Annotated in this window: 19 protein-coding genes; 14 read left to right on the forward strand and 5 right to left on the reverse strand. The window is 66.7% G+C overall.

The annotated features are described in order from the left end of the window. Nucleotides 1–99 precede the first annotated feature (99 nt). From H681_RS05270 to H681_RS05315, 10 genes are all read left to right on the forward strand, one after another. On the forward strand, nucleotides 100–1,077 hold the full coding sequence (locus H681_RS05270) for a M23 family metallopeptidase (RefSeq protein ID WP_041711744.1): 978 nt from the start codon (nucleotides 100–102) through the stop codon (nucleotides 1,075–1,077). A 130-nt stretch (nucleotides 1,078–1,207) separates the two neighbouring features. Then, nucleotides 1,208–1,426: a hypothetical protein gene (locus H681_RS05275; RefSeq protein ID WP_236620508.1), complete on the forward strand. Its 219-nt coding sequence runs from the start codon at nucleotides 1,208–1,210 to the stop codon at nucleotides 1,424–1,426. A gap of 18 nt (nucleotides 1,427–1,444) precedes the next feature. Further along, nucleotides 1,445–1,864 carry a bactofilin family protein gene (locus H681_RS05280; RefSeq protein ID WP_015475801.1) on the forward strand — a complete coding sequence of 140 codons (420 nt, stop codon included), beginning with the start codon at nucleotides 1,445–1,447 and terminating at the stop codon, nucleotides 1,862–1,864. A 68-nt stretch (nucleotides 1,865–1,932) separates the two neighbouring features. Continuing rightward, entirely contained in the window at nucleotides 1,933–2,874 is a 942-nt protein-coding gene (locus H681_RS05285; protein WP_015475802.1) for an AEC family transporter, read from the forward strand. Between the two features lie 166 nt (nucleotides 2,875–3,040). Next, the gene (locus tag H681_RS05290; protein ID WP_015475803.1) at nucleotides 3,041–3,850 is read left to right on the forward strand and encodes a YfaP family protein; all 810 of its coding nucleotides are present in this window, start codon (nucleotides 3,041–3,043) and stop codon (nucleotides 3,848–3,850) included. A 38-nt stretch (nucleotides 3,851–3,888) separates the two neighbouring features. Continuing rightward, the gene (locus H681_RS05295; protein WP_015475804.1) at nucleotides 3,889–5,640 is read left to right on the forward strand and encodes a DUF2138 domain-containing protein; all 1,752 of its coding nucleotides are present in this window, start codon (nucleotides 3,889–3,891) and stop codon (nucleotides 5,638–5,640) included. Beyond that, nucleotides 5,625–6,269, forward strand: coding sequence for a DUF1175 family protein (locus tag H681_RS05300; RefSeq protein ID WP_041711747.1), 645 nt, complete (start codon nucleotides 5,625–5,627; stop codon nucleotides 6,267–6,269). The genes H681_RS05295 and H681_RS05300 overlap by 16 nt, the downstream gene beginning before the upstream one ends. Next, nucleotides 6,266–10,813, forward strand: a complete 4,548-nt coding sequence (locus H681_RS05305) for an alpha-2-macroglobulin family protein (RefSeq protein ID WP_015475806.1) — start codon at nucleotides 6,266–6,268, stop codon at nucleotides 10,811–10,813. Before H681_RS05300 ends, H681_RS05305 begins: the two co-directional genes overlap by 4 nt. A 3-nt stretch (nucleotides 10,814–10,816) precedes the next feature. Further along, nucleotides 10,817–12,460, forward strand: a complete 1,644-nt coding sequence (locus tag H681_RS05310; protein ID WP_015475807.1) for a DUF2300 domain-containing protein — start codon at nucleotides 10,817–10,819, stop codon at nucleotides 12,458–12,460. 5 nt (nucleotides 12,461–12,465) lie between these two features. Continuing rightward, entirely contained in the window at nucleotides 12,466–13,281 is an 816-nt protein-coding gene (locus tag H681_RS05315) for a YfaP family protein (RefSeq protein ID WP_015475808.1), read from the forward strand. Between the two features lie 437 nt (nucleotides 13,282–13,718). Here the strand turns inward: H681_RS05315 and H681_RS05320 are convergent, their stop codons facing one another. The 5 genes from H681_RS05320 to gatC are packed head-to-tail and all read right to left on the reverse strand — an operon-like array spanning nucleotide 13,719 to nucleotide 17,776. Beyond that, entirely contained in the window at nucleotides 13,719–14,108 is a 390-nt protein-coding gene (locus H681_RS05320) for a carboxymuconolactone decarboxylase family protein (RefSeq protein ID WP_015475809.1), read from the reverse strand. 8 nt (nucleotides 14,109–14,116) lie between these two features. Beyond that, the gene (locus tag H681_RS05325) at nucleotides 14,117–14,503 is read right to left on the reverse strand and encodes a septal ring lytic transglycosylase RlpA family protein (protein WP_015475810.1); all 387 of its coding nucleotides are present in this window, start codon (nucleotides 14,501–14,503) and stop codon (nucleotides 14,117–14,119) included. A 54-nt stretch (nucleotides 14,504–14,557) separates the two neighbouring features. Further along, on the reverse strand, nucleotides 14,558–16,003 hold the full coding sequence (gene gatB / locus H681_RS05330) for an Asp-tRNA(Asn)/Glu-tRNA(Gln) amidotransferase subunit GatB (protein WP_015475811.1): 1,446 nt from the start codon (nucleotides 16,001–16,003) through the stop codon (nucleotides 14,558–14,560). An 11-nt stretch (nucleotides 16,004–16,014) separates the two neighbouring features. After that, nucleotides 16,015–17,469, reverse strand: coding sequence for an Asp-tRNA(Asn)/Glu-tRNA(Gln) amidotransferase subunit GatA (gene gatA, locus H681_RS05335; protein ID WP_086009547.1), 1,455 nt, complete (start codon nucleotides 17,467–17,469; stop codon nucleotides 16,015–16,017). Between the two features lie 19 nt (nucleotides 17,470–17,488). Beyond that, nucleotides 17,489–17,776 (reverse strand): Asp-tRNA(Asn)/Glu-tRNA(Gln) amidotransferase subunit GatC, encoded by a 288-nt coding sequence (gatC, locus tag H681_RS05340; RefSeq protein WP_015475813.1) that lies wholly within the window; start codon nucleotides 17,774–17,776, stop codon nucleotides 17,489–17,491. A gap of 241 nt (nucleotides 17,777–18,017) precedes the next feature. Here gatC and mreB point away from each other — a divergent pair, with 241 nt between their 5' ends. The 4 genes from mreB (at nucleotide 18,018) to H681_RS05360 (ending at nucleotide 21,331) form a co-directional block, all read left to right on the forward strand. Then, complete coding sequence (gene mreB / locus H681_RS05345; RefSeq protein ID WP_015475814.1) at nucleotides 18,018–19,055, forward strand: rod shape-determining protein MreB; 1,038 nt, start codon at nucleotides 18,018–18,020, stop codon at nucleotides 19,053–19,055. Between the two features lie 131 nt (nucleotides 19,056–19,186). Further along, nucleotides 19,187–20,191 (forward strand): rod shape-determining protein MreC, encoded by a 1,005-nt coding sequence (gene mreC, locus H681_RS05350; protein ID WP_236620532.1) that lies wholly within the window; start codon nucleotides 19,187–19,189, stop codon nucleotides 20,189–20,191. After that, nucleotides 20,191–20,679 (forward strand): rod shape-determining protein MreD, encoded by a 489-nt coding sequence (mreD, locus tag H681_RS05355; RefSeq protein WP_015475816.1) that lies wholly within the window; start codon nucleotides 20,191–20,193, stop codon nucleotides 20,677–20,679. The genes mreC and mreD overlap by 1 nt, the downstream gene beginning before the upstream one ends. A gap of 67 nt (nucleotides 20,680–20,746) precedes the next feature. Next, a complete protein-coding gene (locus H681_RS05360) occupies nucleotides 20,747–21,331 on the forward strand; it encodes a Maf family protein (RefSeq protein WP_015475817.1) in 585 nt (194 codons plus the stop codon). The last annotated feature ends 25 nt before the right edge of the window (nucleotides 21,332–21,356 follow it).

Below are 21,356 nucleotides of genomic sequence, written 5' to 3' on the forward strand. Positions count from 1 at the left end.
ATTTTCCAGTGTTTAACCGCTGCGAAATTTTCAATAACAGGTACCCTGTGCACCCCGACCGGCCATCGCCCGGCTCCAAGGCAGTTCAACGGTACCGTTATGAAGCCTCTTTCCCCGTCACGGCAGGCCCTGACCCGCTCGGATCTGCGTCTGGTCGATCCGCGCCGACTCATGCTGGGCACGGCCTGTGTGTCGCTGGTGCTGGCCGTCGCGGCCTTTGCCGGCGGCATCTGGGTGGGACGTGCCCATGTCGAGCCTGTCTTCGTGCCGGTCGCGCACACCGAGGACAGTGCGCGTGAACCGCAGGAACGTTTCGCCGCCGAACGCATCGGCGAGCTGTCCGGACGCCTCCAGGTACTGGAAAAGGACGCCGCCTATCTGCTGAAAGCCGTCGACAGCCACGAAGAGATCGCTCGCAAGCTGTCCAGGCTCGATCCTGAACTGGCCCCGCAGGCCAGGGCCACGCCCTCGCCGGCCCGGAAGTCGTCCGTCAATGGCGAGGGCGGCATTCTGCTGCCGCCGCGTCCGTGCGCCGATCCGCTGCCGTCGGCCGACATCGACCAGAACGAGCGCTCGGCCCGCTGTCTGCGCCGCGTCTTCGACCAGTTGATGGACCAGGTTGCGCGGCGCAGCGCCGATTTCATGGCCATTCCGGCCCGTCGGCCGATGGAGGCTGCGCGCCTGGGCTCGCCCTTCGGCAATCGTGTCGACCCCTTCAACCGCCGTCTGGCCTTCCATTCCGGCCAGGACTTCTCGGCGCCCACCGGCAGCCCGATTCATGCGGCGGCCGGCGGGCGGGTGATCGTCGCCGGCCGGAGTCCGTCCTACGGCAACCGCGTTGAAATCGACCACGGCAACGGCCTGGTGACGCGCTACGCCCATGCATCGAAGCTGCTGGTGAAGGTGGGCGACGTGGTGCTGCCGGGGCGGGAGATCGCCAAGGTGGGCTCCACGGGCCGTTCCACCGGACCCCACCTGCACTTCGAGGTGCTCTACCACGGCGAGTTCGTCGACCCTCAGAACTTCCTGTCTCTGGGCGGCATGGAGATCGACAGCGATGGCATGGCCTCGGACTAGGAAACCCTCCACCCGCGATCTGCTACGCGCCGAGCACCGCCCCCATGTCCCTGGCCGTCATGCCCGCACGGGGTGGGCCGTATTGCTGCTGTGCCTGGTCCTGTCCGCGGTGCTGGCAGGCGCTTGTCTGTTGCGCGCAGAGGATGACGGACAGGTGCGCCAGCGCATCGAAACGCTGCAGGCGGAAAACGCCCGCCTGGCGGCGGCGCTGGAGGAGCGGCGCCTGCAAGGCGACCAGGACCGCGCCAACCGCGAGCAACTGATGCGCCGGATCGACGCGATGTCCGCCGAAATCAAGAAACTGAAGACCGAGCTGGCCTTCTTCCGCCAGCAGAAACCCGGCAAGTAGTCCGTCGTAGGAGGACAGATGTTCAGCAACAGCAAGAAAAAGGCGCCGCAGGTGTCCGTGGACAAGTTCTCCAGCCTGCTCTCTGGCAACGTCTCCCTGGTGGGCGACATGCAGTTCGAGGACGGCCTGAAGATCCTCGGCGCGGTGAAGGGCAACATCTGCCACAAGCCCGGTGCGGCGAGCCTCCTGGCGCTCAGTGCCGAAGGACATATCGAGGGCAACGTGAGCAGCTACGATGCGTTGATCGACGGCACCATCATCGGCGACCTCTACGTCGAGCACCTGCTGGAGCTGCACTCCAACGCCCGCATCGTCGGCAACATCCAGTACCGCCAGCTGAGCATGGAGAACGGTGCCACAGTGGACGGCAAGCTGACCCGCCTGGCCGATGGCGAAGCGCCGAAACCACTGGAGCTGCCAGCGCCCGCCGAAGCCTGATTCGGACGCGGCGAGCGGCCCGCGGCTTGCTATGATCGCCTGTCCCGCCGTCCTGATATCTGCGCCCCATGCTCGCACTCCTGCTCCAGACCTTTGGCATTACCGCCCCCGTGTTCGCCATGCTGTTCCTCGGAGTGCTGTTGCGGCGCGTGGGCTGGATCGATCCGGTGTTCATCCAGACGGCGTCGGCGCTGGTGTTCAACGCCACCATGCCGGCGATGCTGTTCCTCGGCATCTACCACGCCGACCTGCACAGCGCGGCGCGCCCGGAACTGCTGTTGTATTTCTGCGTGGCGACCCTGGTGGGCTTCCTGCTGGCCTGGGGCTGGTCGATCTGGCGGGTGCCCCGCGCGGAGCGCGGCGTCTATACCCAGGGCGCGTTTCGCGGCAACAACGGCATCATCGGCCTGGCCCTGGCCACCAGCCTCTACGGTGACCACGGCCTGGCACTGGGCTCGGTCCTCGCGGCTCTGGTGATCCTCTGCTACAACACGCTCTCGTCGGTGGTGCTGGCGATCTACAGCCCGAGCATGAAGTCCGACCCCTGGAGCATCCTCAAGAGTGTGCTGCGCAACCCGTTGATCATCGGCGTGCTGGCGGCGCTGCCGTTCTCCTGGCTGCAGATCGGGCTGCCGGGCTGGCTGCTTACTTCTGCCGACTACTTCGCCCAGATGACCTTGCCGCTGGCGCTGATCTGCATCGGCGGCACCCTGTCGCTGGCCTCGCTGCGGGACAGCGGCGCCCTGGCGCTCAGCGCCAGCCTGATGAAGATGGTCTGGCTGCCGCTGCTCTGCACCTCCGGCGCCTGGCTTTATGGCTTTCGCGGCGCCGAGCTGGGCGTGCTGTTCCTCTACTTCGCCAGTCCGACGGCGGCGGCCAGCTTCGTGATGGCCCGCGCGGCGAACGGCAACCATGAGCTGGCCGCCTCGATCATCGTGATCACCACCCTGGCGGCGGCGGTGACCACCAATATCGGTGTCTTCCTGCTGCAGTGGGGCGGCTGGATGTGACGGTCGTCGCTTCAGGTTTTCAGATCGTAGAAGTCAGATAAATATGCAGTACGTTGTAAGACATTGCTGAAAGATTGCGTTGTGCCGGTGGAGGTTTTGAAGTTCATTTCTTCGTTGTACAAGAACCGTTACATTTGGCATCCGTTTGCACGATCAAGGACTGTTCATGCATCTCACGCGTCGGCCCCTGTATGCCGCTTTCTGTCTTCCAGCCTGCCTGCTGGCGGCGGTAGTCGCTGCCGAGCCGCGTGCCGAACTGAGCAGCCCGAGCGCCGGCTGGCGCTATTCCGGCCTGACCGATGACCTCAATGCCCCGCGCGTGGCCTATCCCACGCCGCCCATCGACCGCGGCGGCGTTCGCGGCCGCAGCCTGATCGAAGGTCACCTGCGCGAACTGTCCGGCGTCGACCGCGCCCAGCGCCTGGTGGTCAACGGCAATCCACTGCCGCTCTACACCGACGCCGAAGGCCGCTTCGTCCGTCCCTACAACTTCGGCGCGGGCAGTAATAGCGTCGCGGTGAGCAGCGCCGAGGGCCAATCCCTCAAGCGCATCCAGTTCTACGAAGCCAACCGCAGCCGGTTGCCGCCGAGAATCCGCCTGGCGCTGGGGTGGAACGACCCCAAGGCCGAGCTCGATCTGCATATCGTCACCCCGGACGGTCAGCATGCCTTCTGGGCACACCCGCGGCTGAGCAATGGCGGCGCCCTCGACCCCGATGGCGTGGATGGACCGGGGCCGGAGATGTTCACCATGACGGCTCCTCTGCATGGCACGTACCTGGTCTACGTCAACTACTGGGGCAACCTGAACAGCCAGGGTTACAACTTCCAGGCCGGCAGCAATGAGCAGGACGTGATCACCGCCGAGATCAACCTGGTGTTCAACGAGAACAGCGTGAACGAGAAGCGCGAGACCTTCGTGGTGCCCATGCGCACCATCGGCGATCTGGTGCTGGTGAAGACTTTCAACTACTGAATCCGCCCCTCGCAGGGATGACACGGGACAAGCGATCCATGAGCGACAACACGCCCTCCAGCAGCCAAGACAGTACGCCCACGCCACCCGCCGAACAGGCCCCGCGCCGTGGGCCGCTGATCGCCATCGGCGTGGTTGCCGCCATACTGGTCGCCGGCGGCCTCGCCCTGGCCTTCGGCCTGATTCCCGCCTTCCACTCGGTACCGGTAGGCACCCTGGAGGCGCCGGAGACTCCGGAGGCGCTGCTCGACCTCAAGCGCCCCGACGCCCTGATCGAGAGCGCCTCGCTCAGCCAGTTGCCCAGGGCGGTGCTGGAGGTGCCGCTGCTGCGCGACGTGCTGACCGAGGACTTCGTCTTCTACTACGAGAACAATGGCGACCGCCTGGGCCTGACCGGCACCCTGCGGCGCATCGTCTACGAGCACGACCTGACCCTGAAGGACAGCCTGATCGAGGAACTGCTCGACCAACCGGCCCAGGTCGCCCTGTGGCGCGGCCCCGACGGGCGCCTGCGCGATTTCCTGGTGGTGCTGCGCCGTGGCGGCCTGGCCAAGCTGCTGGAGCCGCTGGCGAAGGTCGCGGCGGACGATACCCAGTTGAAGCAGGTGGGCGAGATCCAGGTCGGCGGTGCCGCGACCGCCGTCTACCGTCTGCGCTATGGCGCCGAGAGGAGCGTGCTGTTCGCCTCCCGTGGCGACCAGATGCTGGTGCTGTCGAACCCGAAGATGCTCTTCAGCGATGCCGGCGACGAAGGCCTGGGCGAGCCGAACGTGGCGGTCGCCAAGGATCTCGCGACGCTGCTGGAGGGACAGCAGGCGTTCGCCAGGCAATTCGGCCTGGAGCCTTCCGCCGAGCTGAAACAGCGCATTACCCTGGGCGCTGGCGCCCTGGCGATGGGTTACCAGCGCTTCATCCCGAGTTTCGCCGGCGTGCGCTTCGAGCAGGGCAAGGATGGCTGGCACAGCTACCTGGCGCTCAATGAAGTCGCCCGCCAGCCGGAACTGGATTTCACCCCGGTATGGCAGGCCATGCCGATGGGCGCCAGCGCCTGCGTGGCGCTGCCGGTCACGCCCGGCCTGTACGACAGCCTGCTGGTGCGCCTGGGCGCCGAACAGAAGATGGCCACCTCCTTCTCCGAGCACCTGAGCGGCGCGGCCGGCCTGTGCTGGTACTCCGAATCGCGCCTGCATTCGCCGCTGCTGGTGGTCAAGCTCGACGCCCCGGCCAGCCCCGAACTGGACGAGGAGCTGGGCAAGCTGTTCGGTAGCCTGGTGGGTTCCTTCGAGGCCAGGGTGGGGGAGGGCGCGTTCCCGGTGGACAGCCGTCCCGAGGGCGACGGTCGCCTGTGGCAGCGCCAGGTCAGCTCGCGCTTCGGCCAGTATCCGGCGAGCGAGGCGGAGAACCCCGACCAGGTGAGCGGCAACGGTTTCTTCCGCGTCAGCCTGCTGCGCGACGGCAATACGCTGCTGTTCTCCATCGATGACAAGCTGCTGGACAAGGCGCGCAACACCCTGGCCAAACGCTTCCCGCCGCTGGCCGACGTGCTGCCCAGGGATGTCCAGGTGCCGGCCTACCTGGCGCCCAATACGCTATCCGACCTGCTGCAGCGCGAGACGATGGACAGCCTGCCGCGTGACATCGAACCGGTGTTCCGCAACGCCGCCGATACCTTGCTCCTGCCGCGCCTGAAGATCCTCGCCACGCAAGGGGCCTATGCCCTGACGCTGCCGTCCGGCAGCGAGCCCAGCGGCGACTGGCAGTGGCAGCCGCTGCAGTGGAAGGCGCTGTGATCGGACGCTCCCTGATCCTGCTCGCCGGGTTGCTGGCCGTTGCATTGGCCCAGGCCGCCGAGCCCGCGCTGGATACCCGGCAATCGCAGGTGTTTCGCGCCTGGTTCGTGCGCATCGCCGAGGAACAGTTGCGCCGCGGCCCGAACCCGCGCTGGTACCAGCAGGACTGCGCCGGCCTGGTGCGCTTCGCCGCCAACGAGGCGCTCAAGGTGCACGACGCCAAGTGGCTGCGCGCCAACGGCATGTCCAACCGTTACCTGCCGCCGGAAATGAGCCTGAGCGATGACCAGCGGCGTCTGGCGCAGAGCTGGCAGCAGGGCGGCGGCCAGACCGGCCCCTATGTCAATGCGATCAAACTGATCCAGTACAACAGCCAGCTCGTCGGCCGCGACCTCAACCAGGCGCGGCCGGGCGATCTGATTTTCTTCGACCAGGGCGATGACCAGCATCTGATGATCTGGATGGGCCGCGACATCGCTTATCACACCGGCACTCGTACGGCGACCGACAACGGCATGCGCTCGGTCAGCCTGCAACAACTCATGACATGGAAGGACACCCGATGGATACCCGACGAATCCAATCCCAACTTTATCGGCGTGTATCGCTTGTCCTTCCTCGCCCGATGAGCGCGCTGCGCGGGATTGCCGCTGCCCTGGCCTGTGCCGGCCTGTTCGCCGGCATGCCCGCCGCCGTGCAGGCGGACGACAACCTGCCGGCGAGCAACTACTCGCCGATGACCGGGGAGTCGTTCTTCCTGCTCGCCGACTCAAGCTTCGCCTCCGACGAAGTGGCCAAGGTGCGTCTGGAAGCGCCGGGCCGCGATTATCGCCGCTTCCGCATGGAGCCCTACGGTGGCGCCGATATCCGCGTCTACCGCATCGACCAGCCGCTGGACTTCCTCAAGCGCCAGAAGAACCTGCATCGCGTGGTGTCCGAAGGGCAGTTCAAGGGCGAGGGCCTGTCCAACACCCTGGCCTATCTGTGGGATAACTGGTATCGCAAGTCGCGCCGGGTGATGCAGCGGGCGTTTTCCTACGAATCGCGCAAGCAGGTCACCGAAGTGGTGCCCGAGCTGAAGATGGGCGACACCATCGCTGCGCCGACGCCCTATGACGCGCCGCCGCAGTACGCGCCGATCCCCGGCCTGCCGCTGGTCAGCCAGTTCCGCTACCCGCTGTGGGACGCCAAGCCGATCCAGCCGCCGAAGGACGTGACCCTGATGGGTTCGTCCAGCGAGTTCATCAATGTCGCGCCCGGCAACGTCTACGTGCCGCTGGGCAAGCTGAAGCCCGGCCTGTACCTGGTGGAAGCGCTGGTCGGCAAGTACCGCGCGACCACCGTGGTGTTCGTCTCCAACAGCGTCGCGGTGAGCAAGATCGCCGGCAACGAGCTGCTGGTGTGGACCGCGCGCAAGCATGAAGGCACGCCGGTGGGCGGCGCCAAGGTGCTGTGGACCGACGGCCTGGGCGTGATGAGCAGCGGCAGCAGCGACGCCGACGGCTTGCTGCGCCTGCAGCACGTCAGCCCCGAGCGCTCCTTCGTGATCGGCGAGGACGAGGAGGGCGGCGTCTTCGTCTCCGAGAACTTCTATTACGACAGCGAAATCTACGACACCAAGCTCTATGCCTTCACTGACCGCCCGCTCTACCGTCCGGGCGACTGGGTGTCGCTGAAGATCGTCGGCCGCGAGTTCAAGAACTCCCGCGAGTCGCAGGCGCCGCAGAGCGCGCCGCTGCGCCTGTCGGTGATCGACGCCGCCGGAACCACGCTGCAGACCCTTGACCTCGAGTACGACGCCAGGAGCGGCACCAACGGCCGCTTCCAGCTGCCGCCCAACGCCGTCGCCGGCGGCTACGAGCTGCGCTTCGACTACCGCGGCCAGACCTACAGCAGTGCCTTCCGCGTCGCCGAGTACATCAAGCCGCACTTCGAGATTTCCCTCGACCTCGCCAAGCCGGACTTCAAGACCGGCGAGCCGGTAAAGGGCAACCTGATCCTGCTCTACCCGGACGGCAAGCCGGTGGCCAATGCGCGCCTGGAACTGAGCCTGCGCGCCCAGCAGCTGTCCATGGTGGACAACGAGCTGCAGTACCTCGGCCAGTTCCCCGTGGAGCTGTCCAGTGCGCAGATCACCACCGACGACCAGGGCCGCGCCGCGCTGGAGCTGCCGGCGGCGGAGAAGCCCAGCCGCTACATGCTCAGCGTGTTCGCCAGCGATGGCGCCGCATACCGCGTGAAGACCAGCAAGGAAATCCTCATCGAGCGCGGCGCCGCGCGCTATCGCGTCAGCGCGCCGCAGCGCTTCAGCGCCGCCGGTGACAAGGTCGAGTTCAGCTACGCCGCCGAGCAGCAGACGCAGATCCAGCCGACCATCTACCGCTGGCTGCGCCTGGAGGACCGCAGCAGCGGCGACGGCGCGGTGCAGGGCGGCACATTCGCCATCACCTTCGACAAGCCCGGCACCTACAGCGTCGAACTGCGCGACAAGGCCGGCCAACTGCTCGGCGGCACCGGCCACTCGGTCAGCGGCGACGGCGTGAAGGCCGTGCCAGGCACGGTGGAAATCGTCCTCGACAAGGCCGAGTACCAGGCCGGTGAAGAAGCCCTGGCGCTGATCACCTTCCCGGAACCGGTGGACGATGCGCTGCTGTCGCTGGAGCGCGACAAGGTCGAGGCCACCGCACTGCTGTCCAAGGGCGGCGACTGGCTGAAGCTGGAGAAGCTCAACCCGACCCAGTACCGCGCGCGCATCCCGGTGAAGGCCGAGTTCTCGCCTAACCTGACCTTCTCCGTGCTCTACACCCGCAGTGGCGACTACAGCTTCCAGAACGCCGGCATCAAGGTCGCCGTGCCGCAGGTCGACATCGCTGTCAGCACCGACAAGGAGCGCTACGAACCGGGCGAGACGGTCACCGTCAACCTCGACACCGCCTACGCCGGCAAGCCCGTCTCCAGCCACCTCACCGTCAGCGTGGTGGACGAGATGATCTACGCGCTGCAGCCGGAGATCGCCCCGGGCATCGACCAGTTCTTCTACCACCCGCGCCGCAACAACGTGCGTACCAGCGCCAGCCTGGCGTTCATCAGCTACGACGTGGCACTGCCCGGCACACCCAGCGCACCCGGCCGCGCCAACCGCAGCGAACGTGGCGTGAAGGTGCTGGAGCGCCCGCGCCGCGAGGAAGTCGACACCGCCGCCTGGGAGCCGGAACTGGTCACCGACGCCAACGGCAAGGCGCAGTTCAAGTTCCGCATGCCCGACTCCCTGACCCGCTGGCGCATCACCGCCCGCGCGATGGACGACCAGGGACAGGTCGGCCAGAAGAAGCAGTTCATCCGCTCCGAGAAGCCGCTGTACCTGAAGTGGAGCGGGCCGAAGCGCTTCCGCACCGGCGATGTGCCCGACCTCGGCCTGTTCGTGTTCAACCAGGGCGAGCAGGACGCCAAGGCCGAGCTGCTGATCCGCGCCAACGGCGAGGAGAAGACCCAGGCGCTGGAGCTCAAGCGCGGCGTCAACTACATCGCCTTGCCGAAGCAGCCGCTCAGTGATGGCGACTGGAACGTCGAACTGCGCCAGGACGGCCAGGTGCGCGACAGCCTCGGCGTGCACTTCAGTCTGGTGGCCGACAGCTGGCAGGTCCTGCAGTCCCGGCCGCTGCAGGTCAACGCGCAGAACACGCCGCTGCAGCTGCCGGCGGACGCCCGTGATGTCAGCCTGCGCCTGGACGACAGCGCCCAGGCCCTGCTGCGCGGCAACCTCGATGCGTTGCTCGACTATCCCTGGGGTGGCGTCGAGCAGACCGCCAGCCAGTTGCTGCCGCTGAGCGTCGCCTACCCGATGCTGGCGGGCGGCGAACCGCGCGTGCGCGATCGCCTGCGCCTGATCATGCAGACCAGCCGCTTGCGCCTGGTGCAGATGGCCGGCCCGGATGCCTACTTCACCTGGTGGGGCGGCGAAGACAACGACGCCTTCCTCACCGCCTACGCCTACTACGCCGACTGGTACGCCAGCCGCGCGCTGGAAATCCAGCTGCCGGCGGACCACTGGCAGCGTGTGCTGGAGCTGTACTCCGCGCGCGCCAGCGCCACGCCGCCGTTGCAGCGCGCGCTGATCCTGGCCTTCGCCCGCGACATGCAGTTGCCGGTGCAGACCCTGGTCAGCGGCCTGCTCACCGACCTGGAGAAGGCTGGCAACGGCGAGGCGGCGAAGTCCGTGAATGATGCCGACGGCAGCCTGGTCATGGGCCAGCCGGACTCCGAACTGGGGTTGGCAGTGGCCCGCGTGCTGAGCGCCGGTCTCGCCGAGCAGAGCAAGGTCGCGCTGCCGCCGGGCTTCGCCAGGCAACTGGACGCTGCGCGGGTGAAGCTGAATACCAGCGAGCAGCCCTTTGCCCGCGCGGTGCAGCTCTACAGCGGTTCGCTGGATGCCAACCGCGCCCGCGCGCTCCTGCTGAGCCTGGCGCCGCAGCAATCCACCGTCGAACGCGCCCTGGCCCTGGCCTGGATGCAGCGCGCCGTGGCCGCGGCACCGGCCGCCGAGCTGCCCAGGCCGGTGGCGAGCTGGAAGGAGAGCCACAGCACCTCCGGCGATGCCTTCTGGCAGTGGCAGGGCAAAGGTGTGCCGGCGCAGCTGGACCTGAGCGCCGCGCCGTCGCGTCCGCTCAACGCCTCCGTCACCTTCCGCAGCGCCGAGGCGCCGGCCAGCCAGTTGCCAGTCAGCATCAAGCGCCGCCTGCTGCGCCTGGTGCCGGGTGACGAGGCGTTCAAGTTCAATGCCGAGGAACTGGGTGACAAGCCGCTGTCCAGCGACGAGCTGTACCTAGACGAGGTGACCCTCACCAGCGAGCAGGCGCAAGCCCTGCGCTACGGCATGCTGGAAGTGCCGCTGCCGCCGGGCGCGGACGTCGAGCGCACCACCTGGGGCCTGCAGATCAGCGGCCTGGGCGGTGTCGAGGCGACCAGCCTGGAGCGTGCGCGCAATGAGCCGGGTGACCTGTTCTACGGCGTGCCGGTGGATACCCTGGCTGGCGAGTTGCGTTTCCGCCATCTGGTCCGCTTCTCGCAGAAGGGCGAGTTCGTCCTGCCGCCGGCGCGCTACCAGCGCCTCTATGCGCCGCAGGAGCAGGCGCTGGAGCAGAATCCGGCCCTGGCGAAGATCAAGGTTCAGTAATCGATGCGCGCGCGTCTGGCCGGGCTGATCCTGCTGTTGCCGCTGAGTGCCCTCGCGGTGTCCGGTTCGCAAGAGCAGGCGCAACTGGCCTGGCGCACGGCGCAGGGTGACCAATTGTTGCGGCTCGGGCCGCAACGGGTGCAGGGGCGTGAGCCATTGCCGGCTGACCTGCGCGCGCCGCTGGGCAGTCTGTGGAAGCTGTTCGTCTATGCCTGGCTGAACGATACCGGCCAGCAGGAACCGGCCTATCGCTGCCGGGGCGAGGACAAGGAAGAAGTCTATTGCTGCACGGCGGGACAGAGCATCGAGCGCGACGCCGCGCTGGTGAAGTCCTGCGGCCTGTACTTCCAGCCGCAGCGCCTGGGTATCGATGGTGCGATCTGGCAGCAGTACTGGCAGGCGCGGCACGCCCCGGCCTGGATCGCAGAACTGGACAAGCTGGCGCCGCAGACCGAAGTCCCGGTCGCCGAACTGCTCGACCAACTGCAGCACCTGCCGGCACAGGATCAGGCGCGCAAGGTGCTGCTCGACGTCAGCCTCGCCGCCGACGAGGGGCGCGCGCCGGCCGCGCTGGGTGGACGCCTGCGGGTGAAGACCTGGAGTTGGGAGGAGGGTGGTCAGCGTGAAGGAGGTTTTGCCGGCTGGCTGGTCGACGGCGCGCCGCTCTGGGCGCGTGGGCCGGGTACCAGCAAGACGGTGCTGGCCAGGTACGGCAACGCCATCGGTGCCGCGCTGCCGGCTCCGTGGCCCAGCGATCCGGGCCGTTGCGTGGAGGTCAGCCTGTTCCGCCGCTATCCGCTGAAGGAGGTCTACGACGCGCGCAACCAGCCTGCCGCCGAAGGCGTGCTGGAAGGCCGGCAGAACCTGTTGTTCGCCAATGGCGTTCGGCTTGACGTGAACAGCAACGGTGATCTGTTCCTTGAACGCGGCACGCAGGGGCCGTACTTGACCGCTCGCCTGTCCCGCGAGGAATACGTCGCCCGCGTGCTCGACCGCGAGGCTTCCGCCACGCCGCCGGAAGCGGCCAAGGCGCTGGCGGTGACCATCCGCACTTATCTGTTGCAGAACGGCGCGCCGCATGGCGACTGCCTGAGCATCGATGACAGCAGTCAGCGCCAGCGCGTGGCACCGCGTCCGGCCAGCGAGGCGGCGCGGGGTATCGCGGCCTGGACCGCCGATCTGGTCCTGGCTGGCGGCAGCGTCACCTACCACTCGGACGAGGCGGGGCCGTCGAAGCTGTCCTGGCGCGACGCCCAGGAACAGGCCGCCAGGGGCCTGCGCTACGACGCCATCCTCGCCCGTGCCTTCCCGCGCACCAGCCTCAGCCGCTGGGGCAACCCGAGCGCTGCCTGTCAGCCCTTGCCCGAGGCCGAGCGCTGGCTGCAAGCGCAGCGCCGCAGTTGGCGGCCGCGTCTGGACGGTGAGCCGGGCTACGAGGAAGTGCAGTCCTTCGCCGTGTGCCGTCTGGGCTCCGGCCGGCCTTACGTGGACCGTGAACGCCAGCGTATCTTCGTTCGCGGCCTGTACTCGCTCCAGGACCGCCTCGACCTGACCCACGAATACCTGCACCTGGCGCTGCAAGCCCACCCCAATGGACACGACGAGGGCTACGTGGAAAGCCTGGCCCGCCGTCTGATACTGGAATGATCGTCATGAAACTCGCCCACGCCTTTCGCCTGTCCCTGCTCGCCAGCCTGTTGCCCTGGGGCGTGCAGGCCGCCGAATCCGCGATCCATTTCGACACGCCGGTGGCGGGCTGGCGCGCGGGCGATGGCGACAAGGCCGACTTCCGGCAGACGGTGAACTACCCGGCTTCGTCGGTGAATAGCCGCGCGGACCAGGCCGGAACCGCACGCATCCGTGGAGAGATTCGCTCGCTGCCCAAGGACAACAAGGACCCCGCGCGGCTGGTGGTGAATGGCGTGGCCATGCCGCTGAAGATCGATGCGGAGGGTGGTTTCGACCGGCCCTTCGCGTTCCCGGCGGGCACCAACAGTGTCGAGGTGATCTCGCCGGAGGGACAGCAGCGCAAGCGCGTGCAGTTCTACCACGGTGGTGGCGGCGGGGAGGTGCCGGCCAAGCTGCGAGTATTGCTGTCCTGGGACTCCGACAACACCGACCTGGACCTGCACCTGGTGACGCCCGACGGCGGGCATGTCTGGTATGGCAACCGCTCGCTGCCCAATGGCGCCGCCCAGGATGTCGACGTGACCACCGGCTACGGCCCGGAAATCATCGCCAGCCCGACCCCGCTCAAGGGCCAGTACCTGGTCTACGTGAACTACTACGGCGGTGGCTGGAGTTCGGATGAAAGCTCCGGCGACGTCAACGCGGCCAAGCCGCTGACCACGGCGCAGGTGACTATCGTCACGGAGGAGGGAACGGTGAACGAGAAGCAGGAGTCCTTCCTGATCCCGATGCGCCAGCCGGGTGAGCTGACGCTGGTGAAGCGGTTCAGTTATCCGTAAGGGCGCAACACCGCTTTTGGAGGCGTATTGCCTACTTGCTCTTGATCTTGATGACTTCCAGAGAAATCTCCGCGCACTCCGGAGCGCCCCTTCAGGAGGCCGAGTGGAGTCGGAGTTTCAGGGGTTGAGCGGCATGGATGCCGCGAGAGCCGCGATGGGCCAGGGATGGCCCTTCGCGGCGTGCCCCTGAAACTCCGATGGAACGAGGGAACCCCGACGGAGTCGGGGCCGGATGCAGGGGCAAGACCTTTGCCTCCTTTGGGGTGTTTGCCAAAGGAGGTCGCCCGAGGGGGCGAAACAAGAAGCCCCAGCGCACGCCGAAGCGGCGCAGAAGCACCCAAACAAAAGCGAAAAACATCGCGGAGAAGCTCCGCTCCTACGAGAGCTACTCCGAGCTCCGGACCAATGACTACGACTCTCGCCTATGGGGTGCAGGTTCAGGCCTTCTGGTCCGCCTGCCACGCCTCGATCACTTCCTGCGCCGCGCGGAAGGCGTCGATGGCGGCCGGAACCCCGGCGTAGACCGCGCAGTGCAGCAGCGCTTCGCGAATTTCCTCCACGGTGCAGCCGTTGTTCAGCGCGCCGCGCACATGGCCTTTCAGCTCCTGCGGGCACTTCAGCGCGGTCAGCGCGGCCAGGGTGATCAGGCTGCGGGTCTTGCGCGGCAGGCCGTCGCGGTTCCACACACCGCCCCAGGCGTGCTCGTTGACGAAGTCCTGCAGCGGCTGGGTGAACTCGGTGGCGTTGCCCAGGGCACGGTCGACGAAGGCGTCGCCCATCACTTCGCGGCGAACCTGCTCGCCGGCCTTGCGGTTGTCGGTGCTCATCCCCTCTCCTAGTCGAGGCTTTCCAGGCGCACCGGCGCGGTGCCGGAGCGCAACATGTTGAGTTGTTCGGCGGCGGCGCGCGATACGTCGATGATGCGGCCGCGGTGGAAGGGGCCGCGGTCGTTGATTCGCACCACGACGCTGCGGCCGTTGTTCAGGTTGGTGACCTTCACCCGGGTGCCGAAGGGCAGGGTGCGATGCGCGGCAGTCAGGGCGTGCTGGTTGAAGCGTTCGCCACTGGCGGTCTTCTTGCCGTGGTGGGCGCGTCCGTAATAGGACGCGGTGCCTTCGGCGCGGTAGCCGCGGCCGGAGACCTCCGTGTCACGGTCGTAAGACGGGGTGCTACAGCCGGCCAGCAGGGCCAGGCAGCCGGCAAGGGCCAAGGGGCGCAGCATCGAACCTCCGAACGAAAAAACGCCGGGCAAGCCCGGCGTCAATGAAGAGTGGGCTCAGCTTTCGAGTTTCTTCTTCAGCAATTCGTTCACTTGGCCAGGGTTGGCCTTGCCTTTCGAGGCTTTCATGGCCTGCCCGACGAAGAAGCCGAACATCTTGCCGCGCTTGGCTTCATCGCTGGCGCGGTACTGTTCGACCTGCTCGGCGTTGGCGGCCAGCACTTCGTCGAGCATCTTGTCGATGGCGCCGGTGTCGGTGACCTGCTTCAGGCCCTTGGCTTCGATGATCGCATCGGCCGAGCCTTCGCCGGCGGCCATCGCCTCGAAGACCATCTTGGCGATCTTGCCGGAGATGGTGTTGTCCTTGATGCGCAGGATCATGCCGCCCAGGTGCTCGGCGGAAACCGGCGACTGCTCGATTTCCAGGCCGTCCTTGTTGAGCAGGCTGGACAGCTCGCCCATCACCCAGTTGGCCGCGAGCTTCGCGTCGCCGCAGATGCCCTGGACCTGTTCGAAGTAGTCGGCCATTTCGCGGCTGGCGGACAGCACGCTGGCGTCATAGGCGGACAGGCCGTACTGGCTTTCGAAGCGCTCGCGCTTCTGGTCCGGCAGTTCCGGCAACTGGCCGCGCAGTTCTTCGAGGAAGGCGCGCTCGATCACCACCGGCAGGAGGTCCGGGCAGGGGAAGTAACGGTAGTCGTTGGCTTCTTCCTTGCTGCGCATGGAGCGCGTTTCGTCCTTGTTCGGGTCGTACAGGCGGGTTTCCTGCACCACCTTGCCGCCGTCCTCGATCAGCTCGATCTGGCGCTGCACTTCGTGGTTGATCGCCTTCTCGATGAAGCGGAAGGAGTTCACGTTCTTGATCTCGGCACGGGTGCCGAACTCGGCCTGACCCTTGGGGCGCACCGAGACGTTGCAGTCGCAGCGCAGCGAGCCTTCGGCCATGTTGCCGTCGCAGATGCCCAGGTAGCGCACCAGCGCGTGGATCGCCTTGACGTAGGCGACGGCTTCCTTGGCGCTGCGGATGTCCGGCTCGGAGACGATCTCCAGCAGCGGAGTGCCGGCGCGGTTCAGGTCGATGCCGCTCATGCCGTGGAAGTCTTCGTGCAGGCTCTTGCCGGCGTCTTCTTCCAGGTGCGCGCGGGTGATGCCGACGCGCTTGACGGTGCCGTCTTCCAGGGTGATGTCCAGATGGCCCTTGCCAACGATGGGGTGGTCCATCTGGCTGGTCTGGTAGCCCTTGGGCAGGTCCGGGTAGAAGTAGTTCTTGCGCGCGAACACGTTGCGCTCGGCGATCTCGGCGTTGATCGCCAGGCCGAACTGGCAGGCCATGCGCACGGCTTCCTGGTTCAGCACCGGCAGCGTGCCGGGCATGGCCAGGTCGACCAGGCTGGCCTGGGTGTTCGGGGCGGCGCCGAAGGTGGTGGCGCTACCGGAGAAGATCTTCGATTGGGTGGAGAGCTGTGCGTGGATTTCCAGCCCGATCACGGTTTCCCATTGCATGTGTGTCGTCCTCAGAATCCAGCCGGTGCTTGTTTGTGCCAGTCGCTGACCAGTTGGTACTGGTGCGCGACGTTGAGCAGGCGGCCCTCCTGGAAGTACGGCGCGAGCAACTGGACACCCACCGGCAGGCCATCGACGAAGCCAGCGGGCATGGACAGGCCCGGGATGCCGGCGAGGTTGGCGGTGATGGTGTAGATGTCTTCCAGGTACTGGGCGACCGGGTCGTTGTTCTTCTCGCCCAGTTTCCAGGCCGGGTTCGGCGTGGTCGGGCCGAGGATCACGTCGACTTCGGCGAAGGCGTTGGTGAAGTCGTTCTTGATCAGGCGGCGAATCTTCTGGGCCTTCAGGTAATACGCGTCGTAGTAGCCCGCGGAAAGCGCGTAGGTGCCGACCATGATGCGGTTCTTCACTTCAGCGCCGAAGCCTTCGGCGCGGGAGCGCTTGTACAGGTCCTGCAGGTCCTTCGGGTCTTCGCAGCGGTAGCCGTAGCGTACACCGTCGAAGCGCGACAGGTTGGAGCTGGCCTCTGCGGGCGCGATCACATAATAGGCAGGGATCGCGTGCTGCATGTTCGGCAGGGAGATCTCCTTGACCACCGCGCCGAGCTGCTTGAGCTGCTCGACCACCTTCATCACCGCGTCGGCGATGCGGCTGTCCAGGCCGGCGCCGAAGTATTCCTTCGGCAGACCGATGCGCAAACCGCTCAGCGGCTTGGCCAGGGCGGCCAGGTAGTCGTCCACCGGCTGGTCGACGCAGGTGGAGTCCTTCGGATCGAAGCCGGCCATGGCGCCGAGCATCAGCGCGCAGTCCTCGGCGGTGCGGGCCAGCGGGCCGCCCTGGTCGAGGCTGGAGGCGTAGGCGATCATGCCCCAGCGCGATACGCGGCCGTAGGTCGGCTTGATGCCGGTGAGGTTGGTCAGCGCGGCCGGCTGGCGGATCGAGCCGCCGGTATCGGTGCCGGTGGCGGCCGGGATCAGGCGCGCGGCCACGGCGGCGGCGGAGCCGCCGGAGGAGCCTCCCGGTACGCGGGAGGTGTCCCAGGGGTTCTTCACCGGGCCGTAGTGGCTGGATTCGTTGGCCGAGCCCATGGCGAACTCGTCCATGTTCAGCTTGCCCAGGCTCACGGTGCCGGCGTCGGCCAGGCGTTCGACGACGGTGGCGTCGTAGGGCGAGACGAAGGCGTCGAGAATCTTCGAGCCGCAGCTGGTGCGCACGCCCTGGGTGCAGAACAGGTCCTTGTGGGCGATCGGTGCGCCGAGCAGGGCGCCGGTCTCGCCTTTTGCGCGCCGTTCGTCGGCGGCCTTGGCCTGGGCCAGGGCGAGTTCTTCGGTGACGGTGATGAAACTGTTCAACTGCGGGTCGAGCTGCTGGATGCGCGCGAGCAGGGCAGTGGCCAGTTCCTGGGCGGAAAATTGCTTGTCGGCGAGTCCGCGGGCGACTTCGGCGAGGGTCAATTGATGCAACATATGTCCGTGTCCTTAGCGCTTACTCGATGACTTTCGGGACGAGGTAAAGGCCGTCTTCCACGGCCGGCGCGATGGCCTGGTAGGCTTCGCGGCGGTTCTCCTCGGTGACTGCGTCGGCGCGCAGGCGCTGCGTGGCCTCCAGCGGGTGGGCCAGGGGCTCCACGCCGTCGGTGTCGACCGCCTGCATGGCGTCGATCAGGCCGAGGATGTTGTTCAGGGTGTCGGTGGTGCGCGAAATGTCGGCTTCCTCCAGGCCCAGGCGGGCGAGGTGGGCGATCTTTTCCACGTCGGAGCGTTCAAGCGCCATCGGGGTCTCCAGCTAGAGCAGCCAGGCTCCAACTGGTCCTGGCCGGACAGAATTTTGGGGGCAGGGAACAGAACCCGCGGCAGACGGTCGAAGGCCGCTGGGACGGGCGCTGCAGGCCCGGAAAAACGAGGAATCTAGCATAAATTGCCGCCTTGCCCAAAATCCCCGTGATTGTTAGAGTTTGCCGCACTTTTTTACCCGCGCATTTTTCACCCACGCTCCACCTACGGGTTTCTTTCCAATGTTCAAAAAACTGCGTGGCATGTTTTCCAGTGATCTGTCGATCGACCTGGGCACTGCCAATACCCTTATTTATGTGCGCGAGCGCGGCATCGTCCTGAACGAACCGTCCGTGGTCGCCATCCGTAGCCACGGCAGCCAGAAGAGCGTGGTAGCAGTCGGTACCGAAGCCAAGCGCATGCTCGGCCGTACCCCGGGCAATATTGCCGCCATTCGTCCGATGAAGGACGGTGTGATCGCCGACTTCAGCGTCTGCGAGAAGATGCTGCAGTACTTCATCAACAAGGTGCACGAGAACAGCTTCCTGCAGCCCAGCCCGCGTGTGCTGATCTGCGTACCGTGCAAGTCCACCCAGGTGGAACGCCGCGCCATCCGTGAATCGGCCCTGGGCGCCGGTGCACGCGAGGTGTACCTGATCGAGGAACCGATGGCCGCAGCCATCGGCGCCGGCCTGCCGGTGGAAGAGGCCCGTGGTTCCATGGTCGTCGACATCGGCGGCGGCACCACCGAGATCGCCCTGATCTCCCTCAACGGCGTGGTCTACGCCGAATCCGTCCGCGTCGGCGGCGACCGCTTCGACGAAGCCATCGTCACCTACGTGCGCCGCAACTACGGCAGCCTGATCGGCGAATCCACCGCCGAGCGCATCAAGCAGGAAATCGGTACCGCCTATCCGGGCGGCGAAGTCCGCGAAGTCGACGTCCGTGGCCGCAACCTGGCCGAAGGCGTACCGCGCAGCTTCACCCTGAACTCCAACGAAGTGCTCGAAGCGCTGCAGGAATCCCTGGCGACCATCGTCCAGGCGGTCAAGAGTGCCCTGGAGCAGTCCCCGCCGGAACTGGCTTCCGATATCGCCGAGCGCGGCCTGGTGCTGACCGGTGGTGGCGCGCTGCTGCGCGACCTGGACAAGCTGCTGGCCCAGGAAACCGGCCTGCCGGTGATCGTCGCCGAAGACCCGCTGACCTGTGTCGCCCGTGGCGGCGGCAAGGCGCTGGAGATGATGGACCGTCATTCGATGGACCTGCTTTCCACCGAATAAGGTGGGGAGCCCTGTAGAGGTCGGTTGACGTTTGCCAGCCCGTGGCAACACTTCAACCGACCCCGAACAGCTAGGAGCCGGTCATCAAACCGATATTCTCCAAAGGGCCCTCGCTGGGCGCGCGCCTGTTGGTGCTCGCTGTCCTGTCGGTCGCCTTGATGGTGGTCGATGCCCGCTTCGATTATCTGAAACCGGTACGCAGCCAGATGGGCCTCGTGCTGAGTCCCTTCTATGGCATCGCCGATTTCCCGGTTCGTGCCTGGGAAGGCGTGCGTGACCAGTTCACCAGCCGCAGCGAGTTGCTGGCCGAGAACGAGCGCCTGAAGGCCGAGCAACTGCTGATGCAGCGCCGCCTGCAGAAGCTGGCCACCCTCACCGAGCAGAACGTGCGCCTGCGCGAGTTGCTCAACTCCTCTGCCCTGGTCGACGACAAGGTGCTGGTGGGCGAGCTGATCGGCGTCGACCCGAACCCCTTCACCCAGCGCATCCTGATCGACAAGGGCGAGAAGGACGGCGTGTTCCAGGGCCAGCCGGTGCTCGATGCCAGTGGCCTGATGGGCCAGGTGGTCGAGGTGATGCCCTACACCGCCCGCGTGCTGCTGCTGACCGATACCACCCACAGCATCCCGGTACAGGTGAACCGCAATGGCCTGCGCGCCATCGCCGTGGGCACCGGCAACCCGGAACGCCTGGAGCTGCGCTACGTCGCCGATACCGCCGACATCAAGGAAGGCGACCTGCTGGTCAGCTCCGGCCTGGGGCAGCGCTTCCCGGCCGGCTATCCGGTGGCCACCGTCAAGGAAGTGCTGCACGATACCGGGGCGCCATTCGCCACCATTCGTGCGGTGCCTACCGCGAAGATGAACCGCAGCCGCTACGTGCTGCTGGTGTTCACCGACAGCCGTACGCCCGAGCAGCGCGCCACCGATGCCGCCGAAGCCCAGGCGGAGGCCGATCGCAAGGCTGCCGAGTCTGGCGCACCGGCTCAACCAGGCGACGCCGCGCCCGCCGCTCCGGCGCAGGACGCCACGCATCCGACCGCTCCGGCCGCCCAGCCCGAGCATCCGGCGGGCAGCACTGGCGCCGCGCCTGTCGTACCGGCTCCGGCGCATCCTGAAGCAAGGAGTCGCCACTGATGGCTGCCCAAGGCTCGCGAAACGGCTGGGCGATCTGGCTCAGCCTGGTCCTGGGGCTGCTGCTCTCGGTGGCGCCGATGCCCGGCTTCATGGAGATCGGCCGTCCGCTGTGGCTGGCGATGTTCCTGACCTACTGGGTGCTCTACCTGCCGCACAAGGTCGGCATGCTCAGCGCCTGGGTGCTGGGGCTCGCCGAGGACGTGCTGTACGGCACCCTGCTGGGGCAGAACGCATTGATCCTCAGCCTGATCATTTTCCTGGTGCTGTCGTTGCATCAGCGCTTGCGGATGTTCCCCATCTGGCAACAGTGCCTGGTGTTGCTGGTGGTGTTCGGCCTGGCGCAACTGGTCCAGCTATGGATCAGCGCGTTGACCGGCAACCGCCCGCCGACCCTGGTGTTCCTGCTGCCGGCGCTGGTCAGTGCCTTGCTCTGGCCGTGGGTCTATACGCTGCTCCGGGCCCTGCGTCTGCGCCTGAACATCAACTGAGGCCCCGCTGCGGGGCGTTTCGTCGGGTCTGGTGCCAACTGCATCGGGCCGGCTTCGGGAGTCTCTGATGTCCCAGCTGTACCTCGCTTCCAGCTCGCCGCGTCGCCGCGAGCTGCTGACCCAGATCGGTCTGCCGTTCCATATCGTGCCTGCTTCCGTCGACGAAGCGCCCCACGCCGACGAGTCGGCTGTCGCGTATGTCGAGCGGCTGGCGCGTGAAAAGGCCCAGGCGGGACTGCATTTCCTGGCCCAGCGGGCGGATGTCTGTGTGCTGGGGGCCGATACCGCTGTCGTGCTCGACGGGCGCATCCTCGGCAAACCGGCCGATCGCGCCGAGGCACTGGCGATGCTCCAGGCGCTGTCCGGCCGTGAACACGAAGTGCTCACCGCGGTGGCCGTGGCCAATCGCGACCGCTGTGAAGCGCGGGTGGTGAGCAGTCGGGTAACTTTCCGTAGCGTTTCGACGGAAGAGGCCGAACGCTACTGGGACACTGGCGAGCCCCATGACAAAGCCGGTGGCTATGCTATCCAGGGGCTCGCGGCGGTCTTCGTCAGCCGCGTGGAGGGCAGCTACAGCGCCGTGGTCGGTCTGCCCCTGTGCGAAACGGCTGCATTGCTGGCTGACTTCTCCATCCCTTGCTGGCAGTCTTGATCACGAAGTAGCGCTGCACGACTCC

Source organism: Pseudomonas sp. ATCC 13867, from assembly GCF_000349845.1.
GTDB lineage: Bacteria > Pseudomonadota > Gammaproteobacteria > Pseudomonadales > Pseudomonadaceae > Pseudomonas.

What these genes read in the sequence shown, in the direction of transcription:
- H681_RS05270 (WP_041711744.1), top strand. Translation starts at nt 100, where the DNA reads ATGAAGCCTCTTTCCCCGTCACGGCAGGCCCTGACCCGCTCGGATCTG.
- H681_RS05280 (WP_015475801.1), top strand. Translation starts at nt 1,445, where the DNA reads ATGTTCAGCAACAGCAAGAAAAAGGCGCCGCAGGTGTCCGTGGACAAG.
- H681_RS05285 (WP_015475802.1), top strand. Translation starts at nt 1,933, where the DNA reads ATGCTCGCACTCCTGCTCCAGACCTTTGGCATTACCGCCCCCGTGTTC.
- H681_RS05290 (WP_015475803.1), top strand. Translation starts at nt 3,041, where the DNA reads ATGCATCTCACGCGTCGGCCCCTGTATGCCGCTTTCTGTCTTCCAGCC.
- H681_RS05295 (WP_015475804.1), top strand. Translation starts at nt 3,889, where the DNA reads ATGAGCGACAACACGCCCTCCAGCAGCCAAGACAGTACGCCCACGCCA.
- H681_RS05305 (WP_015475806.1), top strand. Translation starts at nt 6,266, where the DNA reads ATGAGCGCGCTGCGCGGGATTGCCGCTGCCCTGGCCTGTGCCGGCCTG.
- H681_RS05310 (WP_015475807.1), top strand. Translation starts at nt 10,817, where the DNA reads ATGCGCGCGCGTCTGGCCGGGCTGATCCTGCTGTTGCCGCTGAGTGCC.
- H681_RS05315 (WP_015475808.1), top strand. Translation starts at nt 12,466, where the DNA reads ATGAAACTCGCCCACGCCTTTCGCCTGTCCCTGCTCGCCAGCCTGTTG.
- H681_RS05320 (WP_015475809.1), bottom strand. Translation starts at nt 14,108, where the DNA reads ATGAGCACCGACAACCGCAAGGCCGGCGAGCAGGTTCGCCGCGAAGTG.
- H681_RS05325 (WP_015475810.1), bottom strand. Translation starts at nt 14,503, where the DNA reads ATGCTGCGCCCCTTGGCCCTTGCCGGCTGCCTGGCCCTGCTGGCCGGC.
- gatB (WP_015475811.1), bottom strand. Translation starts at nt 16,003, where the DNA reads ATGCAATGGGAAACCGTGATCGGGCTGGAAATCCACGCACAGCTCTCC.
- gatA (WP_086009547.1), bottom strand. Translation starts at nt 17,469, where the DNA reads ATGTTGCATCAATTGACCCTCGCCGAAGTCGCCCGCGGACTCGCCGAC.
- gatC (WP_015475813.1), bottom strand. Translation starts at nt 17,776, where the DNA reads ATGGCGCTTGAACGCTCCGACGTGGAAAAGATCGCCCACCTCGCCCGC.
- mreB (WP_015475814.1), top strand. Translation starts at nt 18,018, where the DNA reads ATGTTCAAAAAACTGCGTGGCATGTTTTCCAGTGATCTGTCGATCGAC.
- mreD (WP_015475816.1), top strand. Translation starts at nt 20,191, where the DNA reads ATGGCTGCCCAAGGCTCGCGAAACGGCTGGGCGATCTGGCTCAGCCTG.
- H681_RS05360 (WP_015475817.1), top strand. Translation starts at nt 20,747, where the DNA reads ATGTCCCAGCTGTACCTCGCTTCCAGCTCGCCGCGTCGCCGCGAGCTG.